This window comes from Streptomyces sp. NPDC052225, from assembly GCF_040679615.1.
In the GTDB taxonomy this organism is placed as follows: domain Bacteria; phylum Actinomycetota; class Actinomycetes; order Streptomycetales; family Streptomycetaceae; genus Streptomyces.
The window spans coordinates 135,992-158,130 of the sequence record NZ_JBFAVD010000020.1; the positions used below are offsets into that span (position 1 = coordinate 135,992).

Sequence of the window (22,139 nt, forward strand, 5' to 3'; positions counted from 1 at the left end):
CAAGCCCAGCACCATCAAGCCCCGCCGGCACCATCAAGCCCGGCCGGCACCATCAAGCCCCTCCGGCGATTGAGGAGCGGGGTCCGGGGCAGAGCCCCGCGACGTCCAGCAAAAGGGGGCCCCGGCTCTCCGGTCCGGGAAGAGGAGAGAGCCGGGGCAGCTCAGCGACTCACACCCCGGCCGCCCTGAACCGGGTCGTCCGGTGGACCGGATCCGTATCGATCTTCGGAATCACGTGCTCCCCGATGAGCCGGATCGAATTCAACGTGTCCTCGTGCGACACCCCGATGGGCAGCCCGAACGACAGCTGATCGGCCCCCGCCTGCTCCCACCGCTTGCACTGCCGCAGCACCTCGTCCGGGTCCCCGCAGATCATCAGCTCCTCGGCGATGAGCAGCTCGATGATCTCCGCCGAGTACTCGGGCAGGATCTCCGGCCACTCGGGGATCCCCTCGGGCCGCGGGAAGGTGTCGTGGTACCGGAACACCAGCGACTGGAGGTAGTTCAGCCCCCCGTTCACGGCGATCTCGACAGCCTTGTCGTGCGTCTCCGCGCAAATGGCGGTCGACGTCACCATCACGTTGTCGTTGACGAAGTCACCGATGGGCTCGGCGTCCTGGATCGCGGTCTTGTACTGCTCCAGGACCCACTCCATGTCGGAGACCTTCTGCACGGAGAACCCGAGCACCCCGAGCCCCTTGCGGGCCGCCATGGCGTACGAGGGCGGGGACCCGGCCGCGTACCACATGGCGGGGTGCGACTTCCCGTACGGCTTGGGGAAGATCTTGCGCGGCGGCAGCGACCAGTGCTTGCCCTGGAACCCGACGTACTCGTCCTGGAGCCACATCTTCGGGAACTCGGCGATGGTCTCTTCCCAGATCTCCTTGGTGTAGTTCATATCGGTCACGCCCGGTATGAACCCCAGGATCTCGTGCGACCCGGCGCCGCGCCCGCTGCCGAACTCGAACCGCCCCTCGCTGAGGTGGTCGAGCATGGCGACCTTCTCGGCGACCTTCACCGGGTGGTTGACCTGAGCGAGGGGATTGAAGATGCCGGACCCCAGGTGAATCCGCTCGGTCGCATGCGCGAGGTAGCCGAGGAACACATCGTTGGCCGACAGATGCGAGTACTCCTCCAGGAAGTGGTGCTCGGACGCCCAGGCGTACTTGAAGCCGGACTTGTCCGCCTGGATGACGTACTCGGTCTCGTTCATGAGCGCACGGTGCTCGGCGGTGGGGTCCGTCAGCGCCTGCTTGCCCACGTATCCCTGTACAAAGAGCCCGAATTCCAAGGAGGTTCACCGTCCTCGTCAGTTTCTGACGAACCGTCAGATTGGATGTGTCGACTGTTCCATCGGAGCAGGGGGCCGTCAATACCTGACGCAACGTCAGACAATGACCGCCGGGACCGTCACAGCACGGACACCCCGGCGAGCCACCCCCCGTCGATCACGAACGGCTGCCCGGTGATGTACGACGACTCGCCCTCGGCCGTGAGGAACAGCGCGAGCCGCGCCACCTCCTCCGGCCGGCCGACCCGGCCGAGCGGCACGAGCTTGCTGTACAGCTCCCCGAGCGCCTCGGTGGCCTCCTCGGTGTTCGCGGCGGGGTCGAGCTGGGCGGGGTTGCTCATGGCGGTGTCGATGGCGCCGGGGCACACGGCGTTCACCCGTATCCCCTTGCCCGCGAGCTCCAGGGCGGCGACGCGCGTCAGCCCCACGATGGCGTGCTTCGTGGCGGTGTACGCGCCCACGTACGCCATCCCCGTCACCCCGGTGTAGGAGGCGGTGTTGACGATGGACCCGCCCCCCGCGGCCTCGATCTCGGGCGCGACGGTCTTGATCCCGAGAAAGGCGCCCACCTGATTGACCTGCACGATCTGCTGGAACTCGTCGAGAGGCGTCGAGACGAGTTCGTTGAACCGCAGGATCCCCGCGTTGTTGACGAGCCCGTCGACCTTCCCGAACGCGTCCTTGGCGGCGCGCACGGCGGCGCCCCACTCCTCCTCCCGGCTCACGTCGAGGTGGACGTAGACGGCACTGCCCGCCCCGATGTCCTTGGCGACGGCCTCGCCCTGGTCGTCGAGCACGTCGGCGAGGACGACCCGCGCGCCCTCCGCCGCGAACAGCCGCGCCTCCTGCTCGCCCTGCCCGCGCGCCGCGCCGGTGACGAGGACGACGCGCCCATCAAGCTTGCCCATGTTTCTGCTCCTCAGGTGAGTTGGGGTGCGACATCGGCGGCGAACGCGTCGATCTGGTCGACGAGCTCGGCACGCCCCCGGCTGCGGAAACGCACCTGAATCTGGTCAACGCCCATGGCGGCGTACGCCCGCAGCGACTCGGCGACGAGACCGGGCGCCCCGTGAACGGTCCGCCGCCCGACGTCCCACCCGGGCACGCCCACGTACAGCGGTTCGGTGATGGCCCCGATGACGATCGGCGCCTCGACGCCGGCCTCGGCGCGCAGCCGCTTCACCTTCTCGATCTGCGCCGGGAGCCGGTCGCGCGGATCGCCCTGCGGCAGCCACCCGTCGCCCTTGAGCGCGGCCCGCCGCACGGCGGGCCCGGAGGACCCGCCGACCCACACCGGCACATGGGCCTGCGTGGGCCGCGGCCGCTGCCCCAACCCCTCGAAGGAGAACAACTCCCCCTTGTGGGACGGGAATTCATCGGCGCCCAAAGCGGCCCTGAGCGCATCGATCGTCTCATCGAGCACAGGCCCCCGCCGGGCGAAGTCGACACCCAGCGCCTCGAACTCCTCCTGTACGTGCCCGGCCCCGACCCCGAGGATCAGCCGCCCGCCGCTGAGGTGGTCCAGGGTCGCGTACTGCTTGGCGGAGAGCAGCGGATGCCGCAGCCCGACGACGGCGACATGGCTGAGCAGCCGGACGCGTTCGGTGGCGGCGGCGAGGTAGGCGAGAGTGGCGACGGGGTCGTACCAGGTCGTCGACATGGCATCGGCGAGCCGCCGCGGGATCGCGACGTGGTCGCAGCAGGCCACGTACGAGAAGCCGCCCCGGTCGGCGGCGCGGGCGATCTCGACGAGGTCGCCGGGACCGGCCGCCGCCTCCCACGATTCGGCGTAGATGGTGCTCTGCGACTGGACGGGAAGCTGCATCCCGTACGCGAGTGACGCCATAGGAACCCCTCAGGCTCAACGCCTATCTGACGGCCCGTCATGTCCGACGGCGACCCTCATCGTCGTATCTGACGCACCGTCAGGCAAGGGGGTGGGCGCCCACAACTGCGCGACTACGGCGCCCACAGACCGTCGGCGCTCAGCCCCAGCAGCTCAATTGCATTGCCGCGCACGATCCGCTCGACGAGATCCGGCGCGAGGTGCCCCATCTGCGCCTCGCCGACCTCCTTGGACTTCGGCCAGGTGGAGTCGGAGTGCGGATAGTCCGTCTCGTACAACACATTGGCGACACCGACGGCATCGAGATTCCTCAGCCCGAAGGCGTCGTCGAAGAAGCACCCGAACACGTGGTCAGCGAAGTACTCACTCGGCGGCTTCATCACCTTGCCGGCGACGCCGCCCCACCCCCGGTTCTCCTCCCATACGACATCGGCACGCTCCAGGATGTACGGAATCCACCCGATCTGCCCCTCGGCATACATGATCCTCAAGTTCGGGAACCGCTCGAACTTCCCGCTCATGAGCCAATCCACCATCGAGAAGCAGCAGTTGGCGAAGGTGATGGTGGACCCGACGGCGGGCGGCGCGTCCGCGGACGTCGACGGCATCTTGCTGCTGCTGCCGATGTGCATGGCGATGACGGTCCCGGTCTCGTCGCACGCGCGCAGGAACGGATCCCACGCATCGGTGTGGATGCTGGGCAGCCCGAGATGCGGCGGAATCTCGGAGAACGCGACGGCGCGCACCCCGCGGGCGGCGTTCCTGCGCACCTCGGCGGCGGCGAGCTCGGCGTCCCACAGGGGGATGAGCGTCAGCGGTATCAGCCGCCCGCCGGCCTCGGGCCCGCACCACTCCTCCACCATCCAGTCGTTGTACGCGCGCACGCCGAGCAGCCCGAGCTCACGGTCCGAGGCCTCGGTGAAGGTCTGCCCGCAAAAGCGCGGGAACGTGGGAAAACACAGGGCGGACTGCACGTGATTGACGTCCATGTCCGCGAGCCGGGCCGGGACGTCGTACGACCCCTTGCGCATCTGCTCGTACGTGATGACCTCGAGCTTGATCTCGTCCCTGTCGTAGCCGACGGCGGTGTCGAGCCGGGTCAGCGGCCGGTGCAGATCCTCGTAGACCCACCAGTCGCCGACGGGGCCGTCGTCGCCGGGTTCGCCCATGACGGGCGCGAACTTCCCGCCGAGGAAGGTCATGTCCCTCAGCGGCGCGCGGACGATGCGCGGCCCGACGTCGAGGTACTTCTTCGGCAGCCGGTCGGACCAGACGTTCGGGGGTTCGACGGTGTGGTCGTCGACGGAGATGATGAGGGGGAACTCATCGGATTTCAGGGCATTGTGGGCGTTGGCGCTCTCCGAAGTCTCCATACGGGCCACGGTAGCGCCGATCTGACGACCCGTCAGCTCCGCTGTCGTGACGGTCCGCGGCGCTGACGGTCCGGCCCGGACACGTGAGATGTCTGTGATGGCTGTCTCCCGTGGCTGACGTATCTGCCATGAACAAGGCAAACTGGCGGAGTTGTCCTCGACCGCACGCCGTCCGCGTCGGCGCGCCGTCTGGACGACGTACGACCAAGATGCGATGTGACGGGTGCTGTGCGGCGGCAGGGGGCAGCGACGATGGACGGTGTACCGCGGGTGCCGGAGCAGCGGCGATCCGGCCTGCCCGAGGACACCCCCGAGGCCGGCCCGGCCTCCGACCTGCGGTTCAGCGTGCTGGGCCCGGTCCGGGCCTGGCGCGGCGGCGAACTACTGGCGACGGGCTCACCGCAGCAGCGCGCCCTGCTCGCGGCCCTGCTCCTGCGGGACGGCCGCACAGCCACGGCCTCCGAACTCATCGACGCGGTGTGGGGCGACGAGCCCCCCTCCCAAGCCCTCGCGGCCCTCCGCACCTACGCCTCACGCCTGCGCAAGATCCTGAACCCCGGGGTCCTGGTCAGCGAGTCGGGCGGCTACGCGATCCGTTCGCTCGGCCGCGACGCGCTCGACCTGACGACGGCGGAATCCCTGTGGTCGGACGCCGAGAAGGCCCGCCAGTCCAACGACCTCTGCCACGCCCGAACCCTGCTCAACGAGGCCCTGAACCTCTGGGACGGCGAACCCCTGGCCAACGTCCCCGGCCCCTACGCGGAGACCCAGCGCGCCCGCCTGGAGGAATGGCGCCTCCAACTCCTCGAAACCCGCCTGGACATGGACCTGGAACAAGGCTGCCACGCGGAAGCGGTCTCAGAACTGACGGCCCTCACCGCGGCCCACCCCCTCCGCGAACGCCTCCGCGAACTCCTCATGCTGGCCCTCTACCGCAGCGGCCGCCAGGCGGAAGCCCTCGCGGTCTACGCGGACACCCGCCGCCTCCTGGCCGACGAACTCGGCGTCGACCCGAGCGCCGGCCTCTCCGACCTCCAACAGCGCATCCTCCAAGCGGACCCGGCACTGGCGGAACCGTCGTCCCCGACGACGGAATCAGCGGCGCCCCTGATCCGCCCGGCCCAACTCCCGGCAACAGTCCCAGACTTCACAGGCCGCGCCTCCTTCGTACGCGAACTCAGCGAGGTCCTCTCCTCGGCGTCGCCCGAAGCCGGTTCGGGCTCGGTCATGGCGGTCTCGGCGGTGGCGGGCATCGGCGGCGTGGGCAAAACAACCCTCGCGGTCCACGTGGCCCACGCCGCGCGCGCCTCCTTCCCCGACGGCCAGCTGTACGTCGACCTCCAGGGCGCGGGCGCACGAGCCGCGGAACCGGAAACGGTCCTCGGCTCCTTCCTCCGAGCCCTGGGCACGGCGGACTCGGCGATCCCGGACTCCCTCGAAGAACGGGCAGCGCTCTACCGCTCGACCCTCGACGGCCGGCGCGTCCTGGTCCTCCTCGACAACGCCCGCGACGCCGCCCAGGTCAGACCCCTCCTCCCGGGCACGGAAGGCTGCGCGGCGCTGATCACGGGCCGCGTCCGCATGGTCGACCTCGCGGGCGCACACCTGGTCGACCTGGACGTGATGTCCCCCGAGGAGGCACTCCTCCTCTTCACGCGCATCGTGGGCGAGGAGCGCGTCGCATCGGAACGCGAGGCGGCCCTGGACGTCGTGGCGGCCTGCGGCTTCCTCCCCCTGGCCATCCGCATCGCAGCCTCCCGCCTGGCGGCCCGCCGCACCTGGACGGTCTCGGTCCTCGCGGCAAAACTCGCCGACGAACGCCGCCGCCTGGACGAACTCCAGGCCGGCGACCTGGCGGTGAAGGCCACCTTCGAACTCGGCTACGGCCAGTTGGAACCCGCCCAGGCCCGAGCCTTCCGCCTCCTGGGCCTCGCGGACGGCCCCGACATCTCCCTTGCGGCGGCAGCAGCGGTCCTCGACCTGGACGTAGAACAGACGGAGGACCTGCTCGAATCCCTGGTCGACACATCCCTCCTGGAATCGGCGGCCCCCGGCCGCTACCGCTACCACGACCTCGTACGGCTCTACGCGCGTGCGTGCGCGGAACGGGACGAACTGCCGCCGGTGGAGCGGGAGACGGCGATGTCACGCCTGCTGGACTTTTATCTGGCCACGGCGGCGGGGGTTTATGCGATTGAGCGGCCGGGGGACCGACTGGTGGCCCATTTGGAGCCGACGAGTTATCCCGGGCTGAAGTTCAGCGATCGCCATGAGGCGCTGGATTGGCTCTACGCGGAGGCGAATTGCCTGCTGGCCACCGCGCATCAGGCCTGTAACGCCGGCCGTCTCCGGCGCGGAGTCGACCTCATCTGGTCGGCCAAGGACCTTGGCGAGTCCGGAGCCAACTCCAAGCAATACGAGTTGGTCGCCATCGGGGCCAGAGATGCGGCGCGCTCTCTGGGCGACGATCACGCAGAAGGTCGCGCACGGACAGCTTTGACAAACGTCCACCTTGTTGCGGGACGCTATGACGAAGCTGAAAGCGAGGCGGAGGCAGCGCTTCAACTGGCACGGTCTGCCCACGATGCCGCGCCGCTCTTCTGGTCAAGCAACGACCGGGGCATCATTGCACTGCTCCAGGGCCGGTATGAACAAGCTGAAGTTGCGCTTCTCCAGGCCATTGCCGAGTCGCGGGCTGACAGCAACGCTCCTGGTGAAGCAAGCGCGCTCTGCAATCTGTCCCGAGTCCACCTGGCCATGGGACACACAGAACGGGCGATCTCCCTGGCGCAGCAGGGGATGAACATCTACGACCGCCTCGGCCTGGCCCTGCGTCTGGCGAATGCTCGGTACGCCCTCGGGCTTGCTCTTACCGCTGCAGGTCGAGCCTCCGAAGCATTGACGGAACTGACCGAGTCGCTGCAAATGTTCCGCGCCAACCGGCAGCGCCTTTGGGAGGGAACCACCCACTTCCGGATCTCTGAGGCGCACCTCGCGGAGCACCACCTCACCTCGGCAGCGCAACACGCTGAGCAGGCGCTCTCCATCGGATTCATCGGCGGTGACCGGCTACGGGCCGGCATCCTCACCGCGCTTGGGCAGGCCTTGGCGGGCCTCGGCCAGACCGACCGGGCACGTGCCTGTTGGACCGAGGCGCTGGGCATCTACGAGTTTGCCGACTCCCCGGAAGCCGTCAAGATCAGGTCGCTGCTGTCACCGGCACCGACGGTCTGAGGCACCCAAGTAGCACGTTCATCGATTGTTTATGCCGAACTGCCAAGCTCAAGTCATCGAGCCGTCGCATCGGGGGGTAGGCGGATCGGCAGGCTCCGCCACCTAGGCTGGAGCCGACGAGACCCCTGTCCAGCAGCCCTCGGGGGAGCTGCTGGACAGGGCCGTCCACACCAGACTTCAACATCCAGGGGACGCATCAGATGACGCAGGCAGAGAAGAAGACGGACGAAATAACCACGATGGACAACCACGCGCCTGCGCCGCCCGTGGACGAGACCATCACCACGATGGACAACCACGCGCCCGCCCCGCCCGTGGACGAGACCATCACCACGATGGACAACCACGCGCCCGCCCCGCCGGCCCTGGACCTGGACGGCAAGTAGACCTTCATCCCGACGGGGATCGGCCGCGGCGGCGCGGAGGGGGAGCCGCCGCGGCCGAGGCATGTCCGGAGCCGGTTCAGGCCAATCGGTGGCGAGAACCGTTCGACCCTCTCGAACAACGACCCCGCCTGTCACTAGCGTCACTCATCGACCGGCAACACCAGCCTCCCCACAAGGAGTTGGAATGACCAGCGCCAAGAAGATCCTCGTCACCGCCGCCATGATCGTAGGCGTCGCAGCGGGAGCGACGGCTCCGGCGATGGCCGACCAGCACGCGCCCGTCCCGCCCGCCGACGGCACCGTCACCACGCTGGACAGCCACCAGCCGTAAGGCTCCTCGACTCTCACGACGAACGGGGCTCAGCTCAAGCTGGGCCCCGTTCGCCGTACTCCCCGCCGCTGCTCCAACACGGGCCTCCCGCACAGCGCCCCCTGTCCGCGACACCAAGCTGCCCCCGCCCCCGGGGGGCCCTTGGAACCCAAGTCCGGTTTCGTGGCCGTCCCACCCGGCGCGCCGCCATGGACGAGACCCATGCCGTGCACGCGGCGGCCCGGACGTCCCTCGCTCGTGGGCAGCCGGCATGAAAGCACCCCGCAAACGGCCCACCCCAACGCGCCACCCCACCCCCTTTCTGCTTTCCATGGACGAACGGATTCCCGGAAACCGGAAACGGAGCCCCACCCATGCGCCCCGCACGCCGCCCCCTCGCCGCAGCCGCGCTCACGGTCCTGGCTCTGACCGCCGCCTCCGGCACCGCCGTCACCGGCACCGCCGTGGCCGAGGACCAGCCCACCCTCTCCATCACCCCCGACCCCGCCGTCCCCGGCTCCACGGTGATCGTCTCCGTGGCCGGTGGCTGCACCGAGACCTCCGCGACGGCGACGTCCACCGCCTTCTCCGAGGCCGTCGAGCTGTCCACCGGTTCGGCCGGGACCTACACGGGCACCGCCACCGTCGCGGAGTCCACCACCGGTACGCACTCGGTCTCCGTGACCTGCGCCGGCGGCACCACATCGACGCACCGGATCAACGTCGGCCACGCCGGAGGCAGCGCGCACACCCCGCCGCCCCGGCCCGACTCCCCCACCGTCGGCAAGGGCGTCAAGGCGGGCATCGGCGCCGACGACAAGGTCACCGCCTTCGACACCGCCCAGCTCGTCCTCGGCGGCCTCCTCATGGCCGGCGCGATCGGCGGCACCCTCTACGTCGTACGCCGCCGCTCGACCCCGTGACCCACCATCACGCCCCCGCCACCACCCGGCTCTCCTCCACCGGCAACCCCTTCACCCACCAGTGGTCGTACCGCCGATACGCCCCCGCGTCCCGCGCCCCCAGCCACGCCCCGATCCCCCGCGCCTCCTCCTCCAGCGCCTCCCACACCGCCGCCGGCAGCGGCCGGAACGCCCCCACTTCCACGGCGCCCCCGTCGACCACCCGCCACACCCCGGCGACATACCCGTCGACCAGGACGGTCGGCAGCACGTCCCCGTTCACCCGGGTCACATGCTTGCGGTACTCGGGCGGGATGACCCGGCCCCGGTCCGCGTACGCGAGGAGCACGCTGTCCCACATCGCCATCAGCCGCGGCGGCGCCGGCACGTCCTCGTCGGGCAGCACCCCGCCCGGTACGTCGTACAGCGCCACCCCGCCGGGCCCGGTCAGCTCCGCGAGACCCTCGACCCGTCCGAGCGCCGCCCGCACCCGCCCCTTCTGGACGAGTCCGAACTGCGCCATGTCCGCCACCGACGCCGGCCCGAAGCCCTCCAGGTAGCGGCGGAGCAGCTCCGCGAGGCCCGCCTCCACCGCCTCCGCGTCGTCCAGCCGGGGCAGCTCGCCCCGCGCCGCGACGAACCCCTGCCTGCTGTCCGACGTGAACCCCCACGGCGCCTCCTCCACCGGCGCGTGCCACAACGGCGCCCACTGCCGCAGCATCCGCCACGCGGGGCGCGCCAACTCCGCTTCCACGGCAGCCCGCTCCGCGAGCCACTCCCCCAACTCGGCGGCCCCGCAAGGCCGTTGCGCGAGCGCCAGCAGCTCCGGCAGCAGCCGGGCCGCGTCCGCCTCCGTGAGCCCCGACCCCTTGAACCGCCGGTCCCGCAGCCGCGCCCCCCGTACCGTCGGCTCCACCGCCGCCCGGAAATCCCGGTAGTCGTCGGCGTGCACGGCATGCAGCGTGATCCGCATCAGCGTCGACTTCACGACCCGGAACTGCGCGTACAGGGCGTCCAGTTGCGTCGCCTCGAAGCCCGCGACCCGGTTCCACAGGGCCACATACGGCGAAGCGGGCTGCTGCGCCTGAAGCGCCACAACCCGCCTGACCGCGTCCTCGACCGGCACATCGGCCCGCTCAAGAAGCAACTGCCGTGCCAGAGTCGCCCTGTTGAGGGCCCGCGCGGTGATCTCCATACCGCGCATTCTGCCGCCCCTGGAACCAGGAACTCAGAGCTGCCGCGCCACCTCGGTCGCCCAGTACGTCAGGATCATGCTCGCGCCCGCCCGCTTGATCCCCGTCAGCGACTCCAGGATCGCCTTGTCCCGCTCGATCCAGCCGCGCTGCGCCGCCGCCTCGATCATCGCGTACTCGCCGCTGATCTGGTACGCGGCCACCGGCACGTCCGACGCCTCGGCGACCTTCGCGAGGATGTCGAGGTAGGGACCGGCCGGCTTGACCATCACCATGTCGGCGCCCTCTTCGAGGTCGAGCGCCAACTCCCGCAGGGAGTCACGGGTGTTGGCCGGGTCCTGCTGGTACGTCTTGCGGTCGCCCCGCAGCGACGAGCCGACGGCCTCGCGGAACGGGCCGTAGAACGCCGACGAGTACTTCGCCGTGTACGCGAGGATCGCCACGTCCTCGCGGCCGATCTGGTCCAACGCGTCGCGCACGACGCCGATCTGACCGTCCATCATGCCGGAGGGTCCCACGACGTGGGCGCCCGCGTCCGCCTGCACCTGCGCCATCTCGGCGTACCGCTCGAGCGTGGCGTCGTTGTCGACGCGGCCGTCCGCGTCCAGGACACCGCAGTGCCCGTGGTCGGTGAACTCGTCGAGGCACAGGTCCGACATGACGAGCAGGTCGTCGCCGACCTCGGCCCGTACGTCGCGCAGCGCGACCTGGAGGATGCCGTCCGGGTCGGTGCCGACCGTGCCGGCCCCGTCCTTCTTCTCGTCCAGCGGTACGCCGAACAGCATGATCCCGGAGAGGCCCGCCTCGACCGCCTCGACGGCCGCCTTCTTCAGGGAGTCACGCGTGTGCTGGTACACGCCCGGCATGGAGCCGATCTCCACCGGCTCCGCGATCCCCTCGCGCACGAACGCCGGGAGGATCAGGTCGGCCGGATGCAGCCGCGTCTCGGCGACCATGCGCCGCATGACGGGGGTCGTACGCAGACGCCGGGGCCGCGCACCAGGGAAAGAGCCGTACCGAGTCACTGTTGTGTCACCTCGTACCTACAGCCGCGTACACGCATACGCGACTACGAAAATGAAGCGGGGCGGGCATCCGGCCGAAACCGGGCACCCGCCCCCACTCTCTCTTACGGGGCGGCCCTGCGGCGCCGCGCCCCCGGCCGGCGCTCGCTGGGCCGGGTCACAGGATCCCCTGCCTCGATGGCGGCGTCCCGCCGCCGGGCGCCGAACTCGGCGAGCGCGGCGGCCAGCTTGTGCACCGACGGCTCGGGAGCCATGACGTCGACCCGCAGGCCGTGCTCCTCGGCGGTCTTCGCCGTGGCCGGGCCGATACAGGCGATGACCGTCACGTTGTGCGGCTTGCCGGCGATGCCGACCAGGTTGCGCACCGTGCTCGACGACGTGAACAGCACGGCGTCGAAGCCACCGCCCTTGATCGCCTCACGGGTGTCGGCCGGCGGCGGCGAGGCGCGCACGGTCCGGTACGCGGTGACGTCGTCGACCTCCCAGCCCAGCTCGATGAGCCCGGCGACGAGGGTCTCCGTGGCGATGTCGGCACGCGGCAGGAAGACGCGGTCGATCGGGTCGAAGACCGGGTCGTACGGCGGCCAGTCCTCCAGGAGACCGGCGGCCGACTGTTCGCCGCTCGGCACCAGGTCCGGCTTCACGCCGAAGGCGATCAGGGCCTGCGCCGTCTGCTCGCCGACCGCCGCGACCTTGATCCCGGCGAAGGCACGCGCGTCGAGCCCGTACTCCTCGAACTTCTCGCGTACGGCCTTGACCGCGTTGACCGACGTGAAGGCGATCCACTCGTAGCGGCCGGTGACCAGGCCCTTGACCGCGCGCTCCATCTGCTGCGGCGTACGCGGCGGCTCGACGGCGATGGTCGGGACCTCGTGCGGCACCGCGCCGTACGAGCGCAGCTGGTCGGAGAGCGACTCCGCCTGCTCCTTCGTGCGCGGCACGAGCACCCGCCAGCCGAAGAGCGGCTTGGACTCGAACCACGACAGCTGGTCGCGCCGGGCGGCGGCACTGCGCTCACCGACCACGGCTATCACCGGACGGTTGCCCTCCGGCGACGGCAGGACCTTGGCCTGCTTCAGCGTCTGCGCGATCGTGCCGAGCGTCGCCGACCAGGTCTTCTGCCGGGTCGTCGTACCGGCGACCGTGACGGAGAGCGGGGTGTCGGGCTTGCGGCCCGCCGTCACCAGCTCACCGGCGGCCGCGGCCACCGCGTCGAGCGTCGTCGACACGACGACCGTGCCGTCGGACGCGCCGACCTCGGTCCAGCAGCGGTCGGAGGCCGTACGGGCGTCCACGAAACGGACGTCCGCGCCCTGTGCGTCCCGCAGCGGCACACCGGCGTACGCAGGCACGCCCACGGCCGCCGCGACGCCCGGGACGACCTCGAAGTCGATGCCCTCGGAGGCGCAGGCGAGCATCTCCTCGGCGGCGTACGTGTCGAGCCCGGGGTCCCCGGAGACCGCACGCACGACCCGCTTGCCGCTCCGCGCGGCCTGCATGACAAGATTGGCCCAGTCCCTCAGAGCCGGGACCGCGACGGCAGTTGACGTCTCGTCAGCAGCCGTCAGCCCCGGCGTGTCCGCGTCGAGCACGGTCACGCCCGACCTGGCGTGCGTGCGTACGACGTCGAGCACTTCGGGCTCGGCGATCAGCACATCCGCTCGGGTCAGGGCCTCCACGGCCCGTAGGGTCAGCAGTCCTGGGTCACCGGGACCGGCACCCAGGAAGGTGACGTGCCCAGGTGCGCAGGCGGTCGATTCAGCGGTGGTGGGGCTCAAAGTGCTCGCTCCCCCATCAGACCGGCCGCACCCTTGGCCAGCATCTCGGCGGCGAGTTCGCGCCCGAGAGCCAGCGCCTCGTCCTCGGACGAGGGCACGGGACCGGTGGTGGACAGCTGCACGAGCTCGGTGCCGTCGGTGCTGCCGACGACGCCGCGCAGGCGCATTTCCTTGACAATCTGCCCGTCGGCCAGCAGGTCGGCCAACGCACCCACAGGTGCGCTGCAGCCGGCCTCCAGGGCGGCGAGCAGGGCTCGCTCGGCCGTGACGGCGACCCGGGTGAACGGGTCGTCCAACTCGGCGAGCGCGGCGGCGAGTTCACCGTTCCTGGCGGTGCACTCGACTGCCAGTGCCCCCTGACCGGGGGCGGGCAGGACGATGTCGGTGGAGAGGAAGTCGGTCACTTCTCCGCTCCGGCCGATACGGCTGATCCCGGCGGCCGCGAGAACCACGGCGTCGAGCTCACCCTTCTCCACGTATCCGATGCGGGTGTCGATGTTCCCCCGGATCGGCACGGTCTCGATGCGCAGGCCGTGGCTCTTCGCGTACGCGTTGAGCTGGGCCATGCGGCGCAGCGAACCGGTGCCCACCTTGGCAGCCCCCGTCGGGGACTGGGCTGCCAGCTCGGTGAACGTCAGACCGTCGCGGGCGATCAGTACGTCGCGCGGGTCCTCGCGCTCGGGGATCGCGGCCAGCGTCAGCTGTGCGGGCTGCGCGGTCGGCAGGTCCTTGAGGGAGTGCACCGCGAAGTCGATCTCACCGCTGTCGAGCGCGTCGCGCAGCGCGGTGACGAAGATCCCGGTGCCGCCGATCTGCGAGATGTGCGCGCGGTTCACGTCACCGTACGAGGTGATCTCCACGAGCTCGACCTCGCGGCCGGTCAACTGCCGTACGGCATCGGCGACATGACCGGACTGGGTCATGGCCAGCTTGCTGCGCCTTGTGCCCAGCCTCAGTGCTCTCTCGGCTGTCATGCCGGGCCTCGATTCTTGCCTGCCGTGCCGGTTGCGGATTCACGGTCTTGGGGGGTGGCGCGGGAGACGGAAGCCACCGTCTCCTGGTCCAGGTCGAACAGGGTCCGCAGCGCGTCCGCGTACCCGGCACCGCCGGGCTCGGCCGCCAGCTGCTTGACCCGTACGGTCGGCGCGTGCAGGAGCTTGTCCACCACGCGCCGCACGGTCTGGGTGATCTCCGCGCGCTGCTTGTCGTCGAGGCCGGGCAGCCGGCCGTCGAGGCGCGCGATCTCGTTCGCCACCACGTCCGCGGCCATCGTGCGCAGCGCGACGACGGTCGGCGTGATGTGCGCGGCCCGCTGGGCGGCGCCGAACGCGGTGACCTCCTCGCCGACGATCGCCCGCACCATGTCCACATCGGCGGCCATCGGTGCGTCGGCGGAGGCCTCGGCGAGGGACTCGATGTCGACGAGGCGGACCCCGTCGATACGGTGCGCCGCCGCGTCGATGTCACGCGGCATCGCCAGGTCGAGCAGGGCGAGTGCCACATGCCGTACGGGCTCGGGGGCGCGCTCGCGGCGCATCTCCGGCACGCGTCCCGCGGCGGCCAGCGCGGCGATGGCCTCGGCCTCGGACGCCTCGGGGGCGCGCACCCGCTCGCCCGGGGCGTTGTCCACCCAGGCGCCGTGCTGCTCCAGGGCCGCCGCGTCGAACCCGGCGACGGCGGCCTCGCCCTCGACGGAGAACCCGCCGCGCACGGCCTCGACCGGGCAGCTGTCGACAACGCCCTTGCCGGAGGCGGGAGTCGAAGGCGCGGGCACCTCGGCGCCCGCGGTCGGCGTGCGGCCCGCGACCGCGGCGCGCACGGCGTCGGCGGTGAGCACGAGGCCGGTCGCGCCGGTGCAGGAGATGGCGACGTCGGCACGTGTCAGTTCATCGGCCACGGCGTCCATGGCGACGGCCCGGGCGGCCGTACCGGCTTCGCCAAGGATCTCCACCAGCCTCTCGGCGCGCTCCACCGTCCGGTTGGCGACGACGACCTCGGCCACTCCGGCCCGCGCGAGCGTGGCGGCGGCCAGCGACGACATCGACCCGGCGCCGATGACGAGCGCGCGCTTGCCCTGCGCCCACGCGTCCACCGGCTGCCCGACGGCGAGCTGCTCCAGGCCGAAGGTGACCAGCGACTGACCGGCCCGGTCGATGCCCGTCTCGGAGTGCGCCCGCTTGCCGACCCGGAGGGCCTGCTGGAAAAGGTCGTTGAGGAGCTTGCCCGCCGAGTGCAGCTCCTGCGCCCGGGCCAGCGTGTCCTTGATCTGGCCGAGGATCTGGCCCTCGCCGACGACCATGGAATCGAGCCCGCACGCCACCGAGAACAGGTGGTGCACCGCCCGGTCCTCGTAGTGCACATAAAGATAAGGAGTGAGCTCGTCCAGACCGACGCCACTGTGCTGCGCGAGCAGCGTCGACAGCTCGGCGACACCGGCATGGAACTTGTCCACGTCCGCGTACAGCTCGATGCGGTTGCAGGTGGCGAGGACGGCGGCCTCGGCGGCCGGCTCGGCCGCGAGGGTGTCCTGAAGGAGCTTGGCCTGGGTCTCAGGGTTCAGCGCGGCCCGCTCCAGCACACTGACCGGAGCGCTGCGGTGGCTCAGCCCGACGACGAGGAGGCTCATGCCGGCATCACGGCGGGCACGTCCCCGTCGGGTCCCTTGCGGTCCGTGCCGTTGCCGGCGGCGGGCTTGGTGACCTTGGCGGCAGGACCCTCGACGCCGACGGCACCCTCGGCGGCCTCGAGCGCGCCCTCGCCGGCCTTGCGCTGCTCGTGGAAGGCGAGGATCTGCAGCTCGATGGAGAGGTCGACCTTGCGTACGTCGACACCGTCCGGCACGGACAGGACGGTCGGCGCGAAGTTCAGGATGGAGGTGACACCGGCGGCGACGAGCCGGTCGCAGACCTGCTGCGCGGCACCGGCCGGGGTCGCGATGACGCCGATGGAGACGCCGTTGTCGTCGATGATCTTTTCCAGGTCATCGGTGTGCTGCACGGCCATGCCCGCGACGGGCTTGCCGGCCATGGCCGGATCAGCGTCTATGAGGGCCGCGACCCGGAAGCCGCGCGAGGCGAAACCACCGTAATTGGCAAGCGCCGCACCGAGGTTACCGATACCGACGATCACGACCGGCCAGTCCTGCGTGAGGCCCAGCTCGCGCGAGATCTGGTAGACGAGGTACTCGACGTCGTAGCCGACACCGCGCGTCCCGTAGGAGCCGAGGTAGGAGAAATCCTTGCGCAGCTTCGCGGAGTTGACCCCCGCCGCGGCCGCGAGCTCCTCGGAGGAGACCGTGGGCACCGAGCGCTCCGACAGAGCGGTGAGGGCTCGGAGGTACAGCGGAAGCCGGGCGACGGTGGCCTCGGGAATGCCTCGGCTGCGGGTCGCCGGTCGGTGAGTTCGGCTGGTTGCCACGGTGCTCCTGCGGGTAGAGCGGGGCTGTGGGCGGCCGTTCGTTCCTGGACCGCCCCGTCGAATGCAGGCTATGTCTTTGTGAACGCGTGCACAAAGATGGTGTCCGATTTGCCCGGCCAACGTGACCGGGGTCACGCGCCCCCGGCGCGCGGAAGTGGAACCGGCGCGCAGGCAGCTTCGTTGCTCACCTGTGGGGGGCAAAACCGCACACCTTCCTTACGATCCACGCCCCCGAGACCAAAACCGCCCCCGATCCTAAGCGACTTTCGGGACCACTTGGACTCCTCGGTCAGTGACGTGTGCGACCTCCTAGCCGGCCAGCGCTCGCCGCAGCCGCTCCTCCTTCACGCGCCAGAAGTCGTGCTGCGCACCGTCGACGAGGACGACCGGGATCTGCTCCCAGTACTTGCGGTACAGCTCCTCGTCCTCATTGATGTCCTTCTTCTCCCAGGACGCGCCCACCTCGGCGCAGACCTTCTCGATCACCGCCTGTGCGTCGTCGCACAGATGGCACCCCGGCTTCCCGATCAGGGTGACGAGGCGCTCCTGCGGATTCTTCTTCTCGCTCCGGCGAAAAATGGGACTCATACCGGCCATTCTGGCCCCCTCCACGCGCCCCGCACGACGCCCCGTACGGCGCCCTTCGCAGCCGGGATTTCACAAGGCGACAGATTCCCGAAATCCGCTCGACTCCGGAAGCACCGAACAGAATGGCTATGCTCACGGCATGGCCGCTCTCGGATGGCTCACCCCCCGTAGGCGCTCCGCCACCGCGCGGAGCGTGCTGGCTGGCGAGGCTTCGGCCGAGGCCGCCCGCAAGTCCTCCCAGGAGCTGGAGGAGCAGCAGGCGCTCGACCAGGCCGCCGAGGAACCGGAGTTCCCGGTCGTCGGCGACGACAAGGCCGCCGCCTTCTTCGACCTCGACAACACCGTCATGCAGGGCGCCGCGATCTTCCACTTCGGCCGCGGCCTCTACAAGCGGAAGTTCTTCCAGCGCCGCGAACTGACCAGGTTCGCCTGGCAGCAGGCCTGGTTCCGGCTCGCCGGCGTCGAGGACCCCGAGCACATGCAGGACGCCCGCGACAGCGCGCTGTCCATCGTCAAGGGCCACCGCGTCTCCGAGCTGATGTCGATCGGCGAGGAGATCTACGACGAGTACATGGCCGAGCGCATCTGGCCCGGCACCCGCGCCCTCGCCCAGGCACACCTGGACGCGGGCCAGAAGGTCTGGCTGGTCACCGCCGCGCCCGTGGAGATCGCCACGGTGATCGCCCGCCGCCTCGGCCTGACCGGCGCCCTCGGCACGGTCGCCGAGTCCATCGGCGGTGTCTACACGGGCAAGCTCGTCGGTGAGCCCCTGCACGGACCCGCGAAGGCGGAGGCCGTACGGGCGCTGGCGTCGGCGGAGGGCCTGGAGCTCGGCCGCTGCGCCGCGTACAGCGACTCCCACAACGACATCCCGATGCTCTCGCTCGTCGGGCACCCGTACGCGATCAACCCGGACGCGAAGCTGCGCAAGTACGCGCGGGAGCGGGACTGGCGCCTGCGGGACTACCGCACGGGCCGCAAGGCCGCGAAGGTCGGCATCCCCGCGGCAGCCGGCGTCGGCGCGGTCGCGGGCGGTACGGCAGCGGCGATCGCCCTGCACCGCCGCCGTCGCTGACCCCACGCCGAGGCAGTCGCCGGCGCCGACTCGGCGCCAATCGAAGGGTCTTACCCCGCACCGGCTCCCGCCAGTCACGCAGATACCACTCGGCCACAACGCGTCACGACCCCAGCCGGAACATGACCTAATCCGATCAACAAGTGGTCACTCTCTGGTACTTGAAGCATCGCCGATCAGCTACAGAAGTGACGGAATCGATGATTTGAGCAACTGGGTGTAGCGCTCCCTGCACGAAGCGTTATTCTCCTCAGACGCATTCCGGTACCCACTCGTCAGTACGACGGGTGAACGGTCCCGCACTGCACGTGATGGAAGCTCTGCCTCTGGGAGTCCCGTGTTTCAACACGTCGGGGTTGACGCCTCGGGCCTGGCTACGCTGCGCGCAACGGTCGTAGACCGCTTGCGCGGCTTCGTCCCCACCGCGTACGCCGTCCCCGCCCTCGCCGTCGCCGCGCCCGCCGTGGCCGGCCCTGCCGGCCCGTGCTTCGCCATGGCCGACTCCGGTGCCGCCACGGTCGGCAGACGCGCGCGCTCCGGCGCCGCCGGAGCCTCGGGTACGTCCACCGCCCGTCGGCCCGCCGCGGACAGCGACAGCGCCCGCATGATGGACCTGGTCGAGCGCGCCCAGGCCGGCGAGGCCGATGCCTTCGGGCGCCTCTACGACCAGTACAGCGACACCGTCTACCGCTACATCTACTACCGCGTCGGCGGGAAGGCGACGGCCGAGGACCTCACCAGCGAGACCTTTCTGCGCGCCCTGCGCCGTATCGGCACCTTCACCTGGCAGGGCCGCGACTTCGGCGCCTGGCTGGTCACGATCGCGCGCAACCTGGTCGCGGACCACTTCAAGTCGAGCCGTTTCCGTCTCGAAGTGACCACGGGCGAAATGCTCGACGCCAACGAGGTGGAGCGTTCCCCCGAGGACTCCGTCCTGGAGTCCCTGTCGAACGCGGCACTGCTCGACGCCGTACGCAGGCTGAACCCGCAGCAGCAGGAGTGCGTCACGCTGCGCTTTCTCCAGGGTCTGTCCGTCGCCGAGACCGCCCGCGTGATGGGCAAGAACGAGGGCGCGATCAAGACTTTGCAGTACCGGGCCGTACGCACACTGGCCCGGCTGCTCCCCGAAGACGCGCGCTGATCGATTCCCGTGACCGACCGCAATCCTCAACTCACCTTCCGTGAAGGCGAGATGGGATCGCGGTCGGATCATCTTTCGTCCGTAACCCAAGTGCCGCGCCGCTCGTTGTGCGGGATGCAGGCTCCCTGTGGTCACTCCCGACCTGGCTTGGCTCACTCGATCGTGTGCAAGCGGGGCGGGCGTGCAACCCCAGGACCCCCTGGGGAGTCGATCGTCATGACGAGAGGAGGTGCCGCCAGTGATCGCGAATGTCTCGGCACACCGGCGGGCGAACGCCTTCGCCCAGGCCCTGGAGGACGACTCCGACCAGGGCGCGGCGGCGCAGCAGCCGGAAGAACCGGCTGCTCGACAGAGCGACCAGGCCGAGCAGGGCACGTTGCTGTCCCTGGCCGCGGGCCTCGGCGAGCTGCCCAAACCGGAGCTGGACCCCGAGGTCAAGGTGGTGCAGCGGGCACAGCTCGTGGCCGCCATGGAGGCCATGTTCAAGGAGGGCACCAGCCCGTCCGTGCCGGAGCAGCGCTCGAAGGGCGCCCACCGGGCGACCTCGCTGCGCAAGCTGCGGCCCCGCTCCCGGCTGTCCAAGGGCATCGCGGCGGGCGGACTCACGGTGGGCGTGGCCGCGGGCGCGTTCAGCGGTGTGGCCGCCGCGAGCTCCGACGCCCTGCCGGGTGACCACCTCTACGGCCTCAAGCGCGGCATGGAGGACCTCAAGCTCGGCATGGCCGACGGGGACTCCGACCGCGGCCGGATCTTCCTGGACCAGGCGTCGACGCGGCTGAACGAAGCGCGCCGGCTCATGGACCGCGGCCGCGGCGGCCAGCTCGACCACGAGTCCGTGAGCGAGGTCAGGCGCGCGCTCTCCGGGATGCAGTACGACGCGTCCGAGGGCCACCGGCTGCTCAGCGAGGCGTACAAGCGCGACGGCTCGCTCGGCCCGATCCAGGCGCTGTCCGCGTTCTCCGAGTCGCACCGGAAGAGCTGGACCGCCCTCAGCGACAAGCTCCCGGTCCAGCTCGGTGACGTACGGGACCAGGTGAGCTCGGTCTTCGACGCCATAGACCAAGAGGTCGGCCCGCTGCGCTCGCTGCTGCCGCAGACACCCGACCAGAGCGGCAAGCCCGGCACCGGGCGTCACCGCGCCCCGTCGTCGGGGACGTCGGGCAGCGACCGCACGGCCCCGTCGGGCTCCGCCGACAGCGACCGCAGCGGCTCCACGTCCACCAAGCCGAAGCCGTCGAGCTCCGGCACCGGCAAGGACGACGGCGACGGCCTGCTCGGCGAGACCACGGGCGGCCTCCTGGACCCGCCGGACGACGACAAGTCCACCCCGACTCCGTCGAACGCCAGCTCCAGCGGCACGGGCACGGCCGAACCGGACGTGACCCTGCCCCCGCTCCTGCCGGGCCTGCTGCCCGGCTTGGGCATCGACGGCGAGGACGCGAAGTAGCACGTGGCGGTGGGAAAGGGCCCGGGGTTCACCCCGGGCCCTTTCACCTGCCTGTCGCACCGGAAAAAGCCGTCAGAAGAACACCGACCGCCGCTGCACCAGCAACTTGTACAGCGTGTGCTGGATCTGCTCCCTTACCTGGTCCGTCAGGTTGAACATCAGCATCGGGTCCTCGGCCGCCTCCGGCGGATACCCGTCCGTCGGGATCGGCTCGCCGAACTGGATCGTCCACTTCGTGGGCAGCGGCACCGCCCCCAGCGGCCCCAGCCACGGGAACGTCGGCGTGATCGGGAAGTACGGGAACCCCAGGACCCGCGCGAGCGTCTTGGCGTTGCCGATCATCGGGTAGATCTCCTCCGCCCCGACGATCGAGCACGGCACGATCGGCGTGCCCGCCCGCAGCGCCGTCGAGACGAACCCGCCCCGCCCGAACCGCTGCAACTTGTACCGCTCGCTGAACGGCTTCCCGATCCCCTTGAAGCCCTCCGGCATCACGCCGACCAGCTCACCGCTCTCCAGGAGCCGCTGCGCGTCCTCCGCGCAGGCCAGCGTGTGGCCGGCCTTGCGCGCCAGCTCGTTCACCACCGGCAGCATGAACACCAAGTCGGCCGCCAGAAGCCGCAGATGGCGCTCCGCCGGGTGGTTGTCGTGCACGGCGACCTGCATCATCAGGCCGTCGAGCGGCAGCGTCCCCGAGTGGTTGGAGACGATGAGCGCCCCGCCCTCGGACGGGATGTTCTCGATCCCCTTCACCTCGACCCGGAAGTACTTCTCCGCGATCGGCCGGAGCAGCGACATCAGGACCTGGTCGGTGAGCTCCTTGTCGTAGCCGAACTCGTCGACGTCGTAGTCCCCGGTGATCCGCCGCCGCAGGAACGACAGACCGCCCGCGATCCGCCGGTCCCAACCCCCGCCCCCCGCCTCGGGCTTCGCGGCCTCGCGCGGCTCGGGCACGGGCTCCTCCCGCTGCTGCGCCGGCAACGGCTGCACCTCGCGCACAGCCGCGGGCTCACCCGTGCGCCGCCCGCCGCCCGGGCCCCTGCGGCGCGCGGCCGCACCCTTGCCGACCGCCCCCCGCGACCTGTCGTCGTCGAACGGAATGACCTTGGCGTCCGCCATCGTTGCTGCGCTCC

19 protein-coding genes are annotated in these 22,139 nt (G+C 70.4%); 7 read left to right on the forward strand and 12 right to left on the reverse strand.

What is annotated here, in order from left to right; genetic code table 11:
• Nucleotides 1-169: 169 nt before the first annotated feature.
• From AB0L37_RS26785 to AB0L37_RS26800, 4 genes are all read right to left on the reverse strand, one after another.
• Complete coding sequence (locus AB0L37_RS26785) at nt 170-1,291, reverse strand: LLM class flavin-dependent oxidoreductase (protein WP_365510425.1); 1,122 nt, start codon at nt 1,289-1,291, stop codon at nt 170-172.
• A gap of 119 nt (nt 1,292-1,410) precedes the next feature.
• On the reverse strand, nt 1,411-2,199 hold the full coding sequence (locus AB0L37_RS26790) for an SDR family NAD(P)-dependent oxidoreductase (protein ID WP_365510428.1): 789 nt from the start codon (nt 2,197-2,199) through the stop codon (nt 1,411-1,413).
• Between the two features lie 11 nt (nt 2,200-2,210).
• The gene (locus AB0L37_RS26795; protein ID WP_365510431.1) at nt 2,211-3,137 is read right to left on the reverse strand and encodes a TIGR03619 family F420-dependent LLM class oxidoreductase; all 927 of its coding nucleotides are present in this window, start codon (nt 3,135-3,137) and stop codon (nt 2,211-2,213) included.
• Nucleotides 3,138-3,250: 113 nt separating this feature from the next.
• Nucleotides 3,251-4,510: an amidohydrolase family protein gene (locus tag AB0L37_RS26800; RefSeq protein WP_365510434.1), complete on the reverse strand. Its 1,260-nt coding sequence runs from the start codon at nt 4,508-4,510 to the stop codon at nt 3,251-3,253.
• A gap of 252 nt (nt 4,511-4,762) precedes the next feature.
• On the opposite strand from AB0L37_RS26800, the gene AB0L37_RS26805 reads away from it, so the two are divergent.
• From AB0L37_RS26805 to AB0L37_RS26820, 4 genes are all read left to right on the forward strand, one after another.
• Entirely contained in the window at nt 4,763-7,744 is a 2,982-nt protein-coding gene (locus tag AB0L37_RS26805; protein WP_365510437.1) for a BTAD domain-containing putative transcriptional regulator, read from the forward strand.
• A 200-nt stretch (nt 7,745-7,944) separates the two neighbouring features.
• On the forward strand, nt 7,945-8,130 hold the full coding sequence (locus tag AB0L37_RS26810; protein WP_365510440.1) for a sigma-like protein: 186 nt from the start codon (nt 7,945-7,947) through the stop codon (nt 8,128-8,130).
• A 184-nt stretch (nt 8,131-8,314) separates the two neighbouring features.
• A complete protein-coding gene (locus AB0L37_RS26815; protein WP_365510442.1) occupies nt 8,315-8,461 on the forward strand; it encodes a hypothetical protein in 147 nt (48 codons plus the stop codon).
• Between the two features lie 353 nt (nt 8,462-8,814).
• Complete coding sequence (locus AB0L37_RS26820) at nt 8,815-9,363, forward strand: hypothetical protein (protein ID WP_365510445.1); 549 nt, start codon at nt 8,815-8,817, stop codon at nt 9,361-9,363.
• 7 nt (nt 9,364-9,370) lie between these two features.
• On the opposite strand, the gene AB0L37_RS26825 is transcribed toward AB0L37_RS26820, so the two are convergent.
• The 7 genes from AB0L37_RS26825 to AB0L37_RS26855 all read right to left on the reverse strand — a co-directional run bounded on the left by AB0L37_RS26825 (nt 9,371) and on the right by AB0L37_RS26855 (nt 17,343).
• A complete protein-coding gene (locus AB0L37_RS26825; RefSeq protein WP_365510448.1) occupies nt 9,371-10,537 on the reverse strand; it encodes a winged helix DNA-binding domain-containing protein in 1,167 nt (388 codons plus the stop codon).
• A 33-nt stretch (nt 10,538-10,570) separates the two neighbouring features.
• Entirely contained in the window at nt 10,571-11,560 is a 990-nt protein-coding gene (hemB, locus tag AB0L37_RS26830) for a porphobilinogen synthase (RefSeq protein WP_365510451.1), read from the reverse strand.
• A 104-nt stretch (nt 11,561-11,664) separates the two neighbouring features.
• Complete coding sequence (locus AB0L37_RS26835; protein ID WP_365510454.1) at nt 11,665-13,338, reverse strand: bifunctional uroporphyrinogen-III C-methyltransferase/uroporphyrinogen-III synthase; 1,674 nt, start codon at nt 13,336-13,338, stop codon at nt 11,665-11,667.
• The gene (gene hemC / locus AB0L37_RS26840; protein WP_365510457.1) at nt 13,335-14,312 is read right to left on the reverse strand and encodes a hydroxymethylbilane synthase; all 978 of its coding nucleotides are present in this window, start codon (nt 14,310-14,312) and stop codon (nt 13,335-13,337) included. Before hemC ends, AB0L37_RS26835 begins: the two co-directional genes overlap by 4 nt.
• A complete protein-coding gene (locus AB0L37_RS26845) occupies nt 14,309-15,964 on the reverse strand; it encodes a glutamyl-tRNA reductase (RefSeq protein WP_365510460.1) in 1,656 nt (551 codons plus the stop codon). The genes hemC and AB0L37_RS26845 overlap by 4 nt, the downstream gene beginning before the upstream one ends.
• The gene (locus AB0L37_RS26850) at nt 15,961-16,755 is read right to left on the reverse strand and encodes a redox-sensing transcriptional repressor Rex (protein WP_365510463.1); all 795 of its coding nucleotides are present in this window, start codon (nt 16,753-16,755) and stop codon (nt 15,961-15,963) included. Before AB0L37_RS26850 ends, AB0L37_RS26845 begins: the two co-directional genes overlap by 4 nt.
• Before the next feature lie 309 nt (nt 16,756-17,064).
• Complete coding sequence (locus AB0L37_RS26855) at nt 17,065-17,343, reverse strand: glutaredoxin family protein (RefSeq protein ID WP_365510466.1); 279 nt, start codon at nt 17,341-17,343, stop codon at nt 17,065-17,067.
• A 139-nt stretch (nt 17,344-17,482) separates the two neighbouring features.
• Here AB0L37_RS26855 and AB0L37_RS26860 point away from each other — a divergent pair, with 139 nt between their 5' ends.
• The 3 genes from AB0L37_RS26860 to AB0L37_RS26870 all read left to right on the forward strand — a co-directional run bounded on the left by AB0L37_RS26860 (nt 17,483) and on the right by AB0L37_RS26870 (nt 21,006).
• Nucleotides 17,483-18,418, forward strand: coding sequence for an HAD-IB family hydrolase (locus AB0L37_RS26860; RefSeq protein WP_365510469.1), 936 nt, complete (start codon nt 17,483-17,485; stop codon nt 18,416-18,418).
• Between the two features lie 337 nt (nt 18,419-18,755).
• Nucleotides 18,756-19,559, forward strand: a complete 804-nt coding sequence (locus AB0L37_RS26865; RefSeq protein WP_365510472.1) for an ECF subfamily RNA polymerase sigma factor, BldN family — start codon at nt 18,756-18,758, stop codon at nt 19,557-19,559.
• A gap of 238 nt (nt 19,560-19,797) precedes the next feature.
• The gene (locus AB0L37_RS26870; RefSeq protein ID WP_365510475.1) at nt 19,798-21,006 is read left to right on the forward strand and encodes a DUF5667 domain-containing protein; all 1,209 of its coding nucleotides are present in this window, start codon (nt 19,798-19,800) and stop codon (nt 21,004-21,006) included.
• 72 nt (nt 21,007-21,078) lie between these two features.
• On the opposite strand, the gene AB0L37_RS26875 is transcribed toward AB0L37_RS26870, so the two are convergent.
• Nucleotides 21,079-22,125, reverse strand: coding sequence for a lysophospholipid acyltransferase family protein (locus AB0L37_RS26875; RefSeq protein WP_365510478.1), 1,047 nt, complete (start codon nt 22,123-22,125; stop codon nt 21,079-21,081).
• Nucleotides 22,126-22,139: the final 14 nt, after the last annotated feature.

Coding starts and splice junctions, on each gene's coding strand:
- AB0L37_RS26810 (WP_365510440.1), top strand. CDS start 7,945: ATGACGCAGGCAGAGAAGAAGACGGACGAAATAACCACGATGGACAAC.
- AB0L37_RS26855 (WP_365510466.1), bottom strand. CDS start 17,343: ATGAGTCCCATTTTTCGCCGGAGCGAGAAGAAGAATCCGCAGGAGCGC.
- AB0L37_RS26805 (WP_365510437.1), top strand. CDS start 4,763: ATGGACGGTGTACCGCGGGTGCCGGAGCAGCGGCGATCCGGCCTGCCC.
- AB0L37_RS26800 (WP_365510434.1), bottom strand. CDS start 4,510: ATGGAGACTTCGGAGAGCGCCAACGCCCACAATGCCCTGAAATCCGAT.
- AB0L37_RS26790 (WP_365510428.1), bottom strand. CDS start 2,199: ATGGGCAAGCTTGATGGGCGCGTCGTCCTCGTCACCGGCGCGGCGCGC.
- AB0L37_RS26820 (WP_365510445.1), top strand. CDS start 8,815: ATGCGCCCCGCACGCCGCCCCCTCGCCGCAGCCGCGCTCACGGTCCTG.
- AB0L37_RS26860 (WP_365510469.1), top strand. CDS start 17,483: ATGGCCGCTCTCGGATGGCTCACCCCCCGTAGGCGCTCCGCCACCGCG.
- AB0L37_RS26815 (WP_365510442.1), top strand. CDS start 8,315: ATGACCAGCGCCAAGAAGATCCTCGTCACCGCCGCCATGATCGTAGGC.
- AB0L37_RS26875 (WP_365510478.1), bottom strand. CDS start 22,125: ATGGCGGACGCCAAGGTCATTCCGTTCGACGACGACAGGTCGCGGGGG.
- AB0L37_RS26845 (WP_365510460.1), bottom strand. CDS start 15,964: ATGAGCCTCCTCGTCGTCGGGCTGAGCCACCGCAGCGCTCCGGTCAGT.
- hemC (WP_365510457.1), bottom strand. CDS start 14,312: ATGACAGCCGAGAGAGCACTGAGGCTGGGCACAAGGCGCAGCAAGCTG.
- AB0L37_RS26825 (WP_365510448.1), bottom strand. CDS start 10,537: ATGGAGATCACCGCGCGGGCCCTCAACAGGGCGACTCTGGCACGGCAG.
- AB0L37_RS26795 (WP_365510431.1), bottom strand. CDS start 3,137: ATGGCGTCACTCGCGTACGGGATGCAGCTTCCCGTCCAGTCGCAGAGC.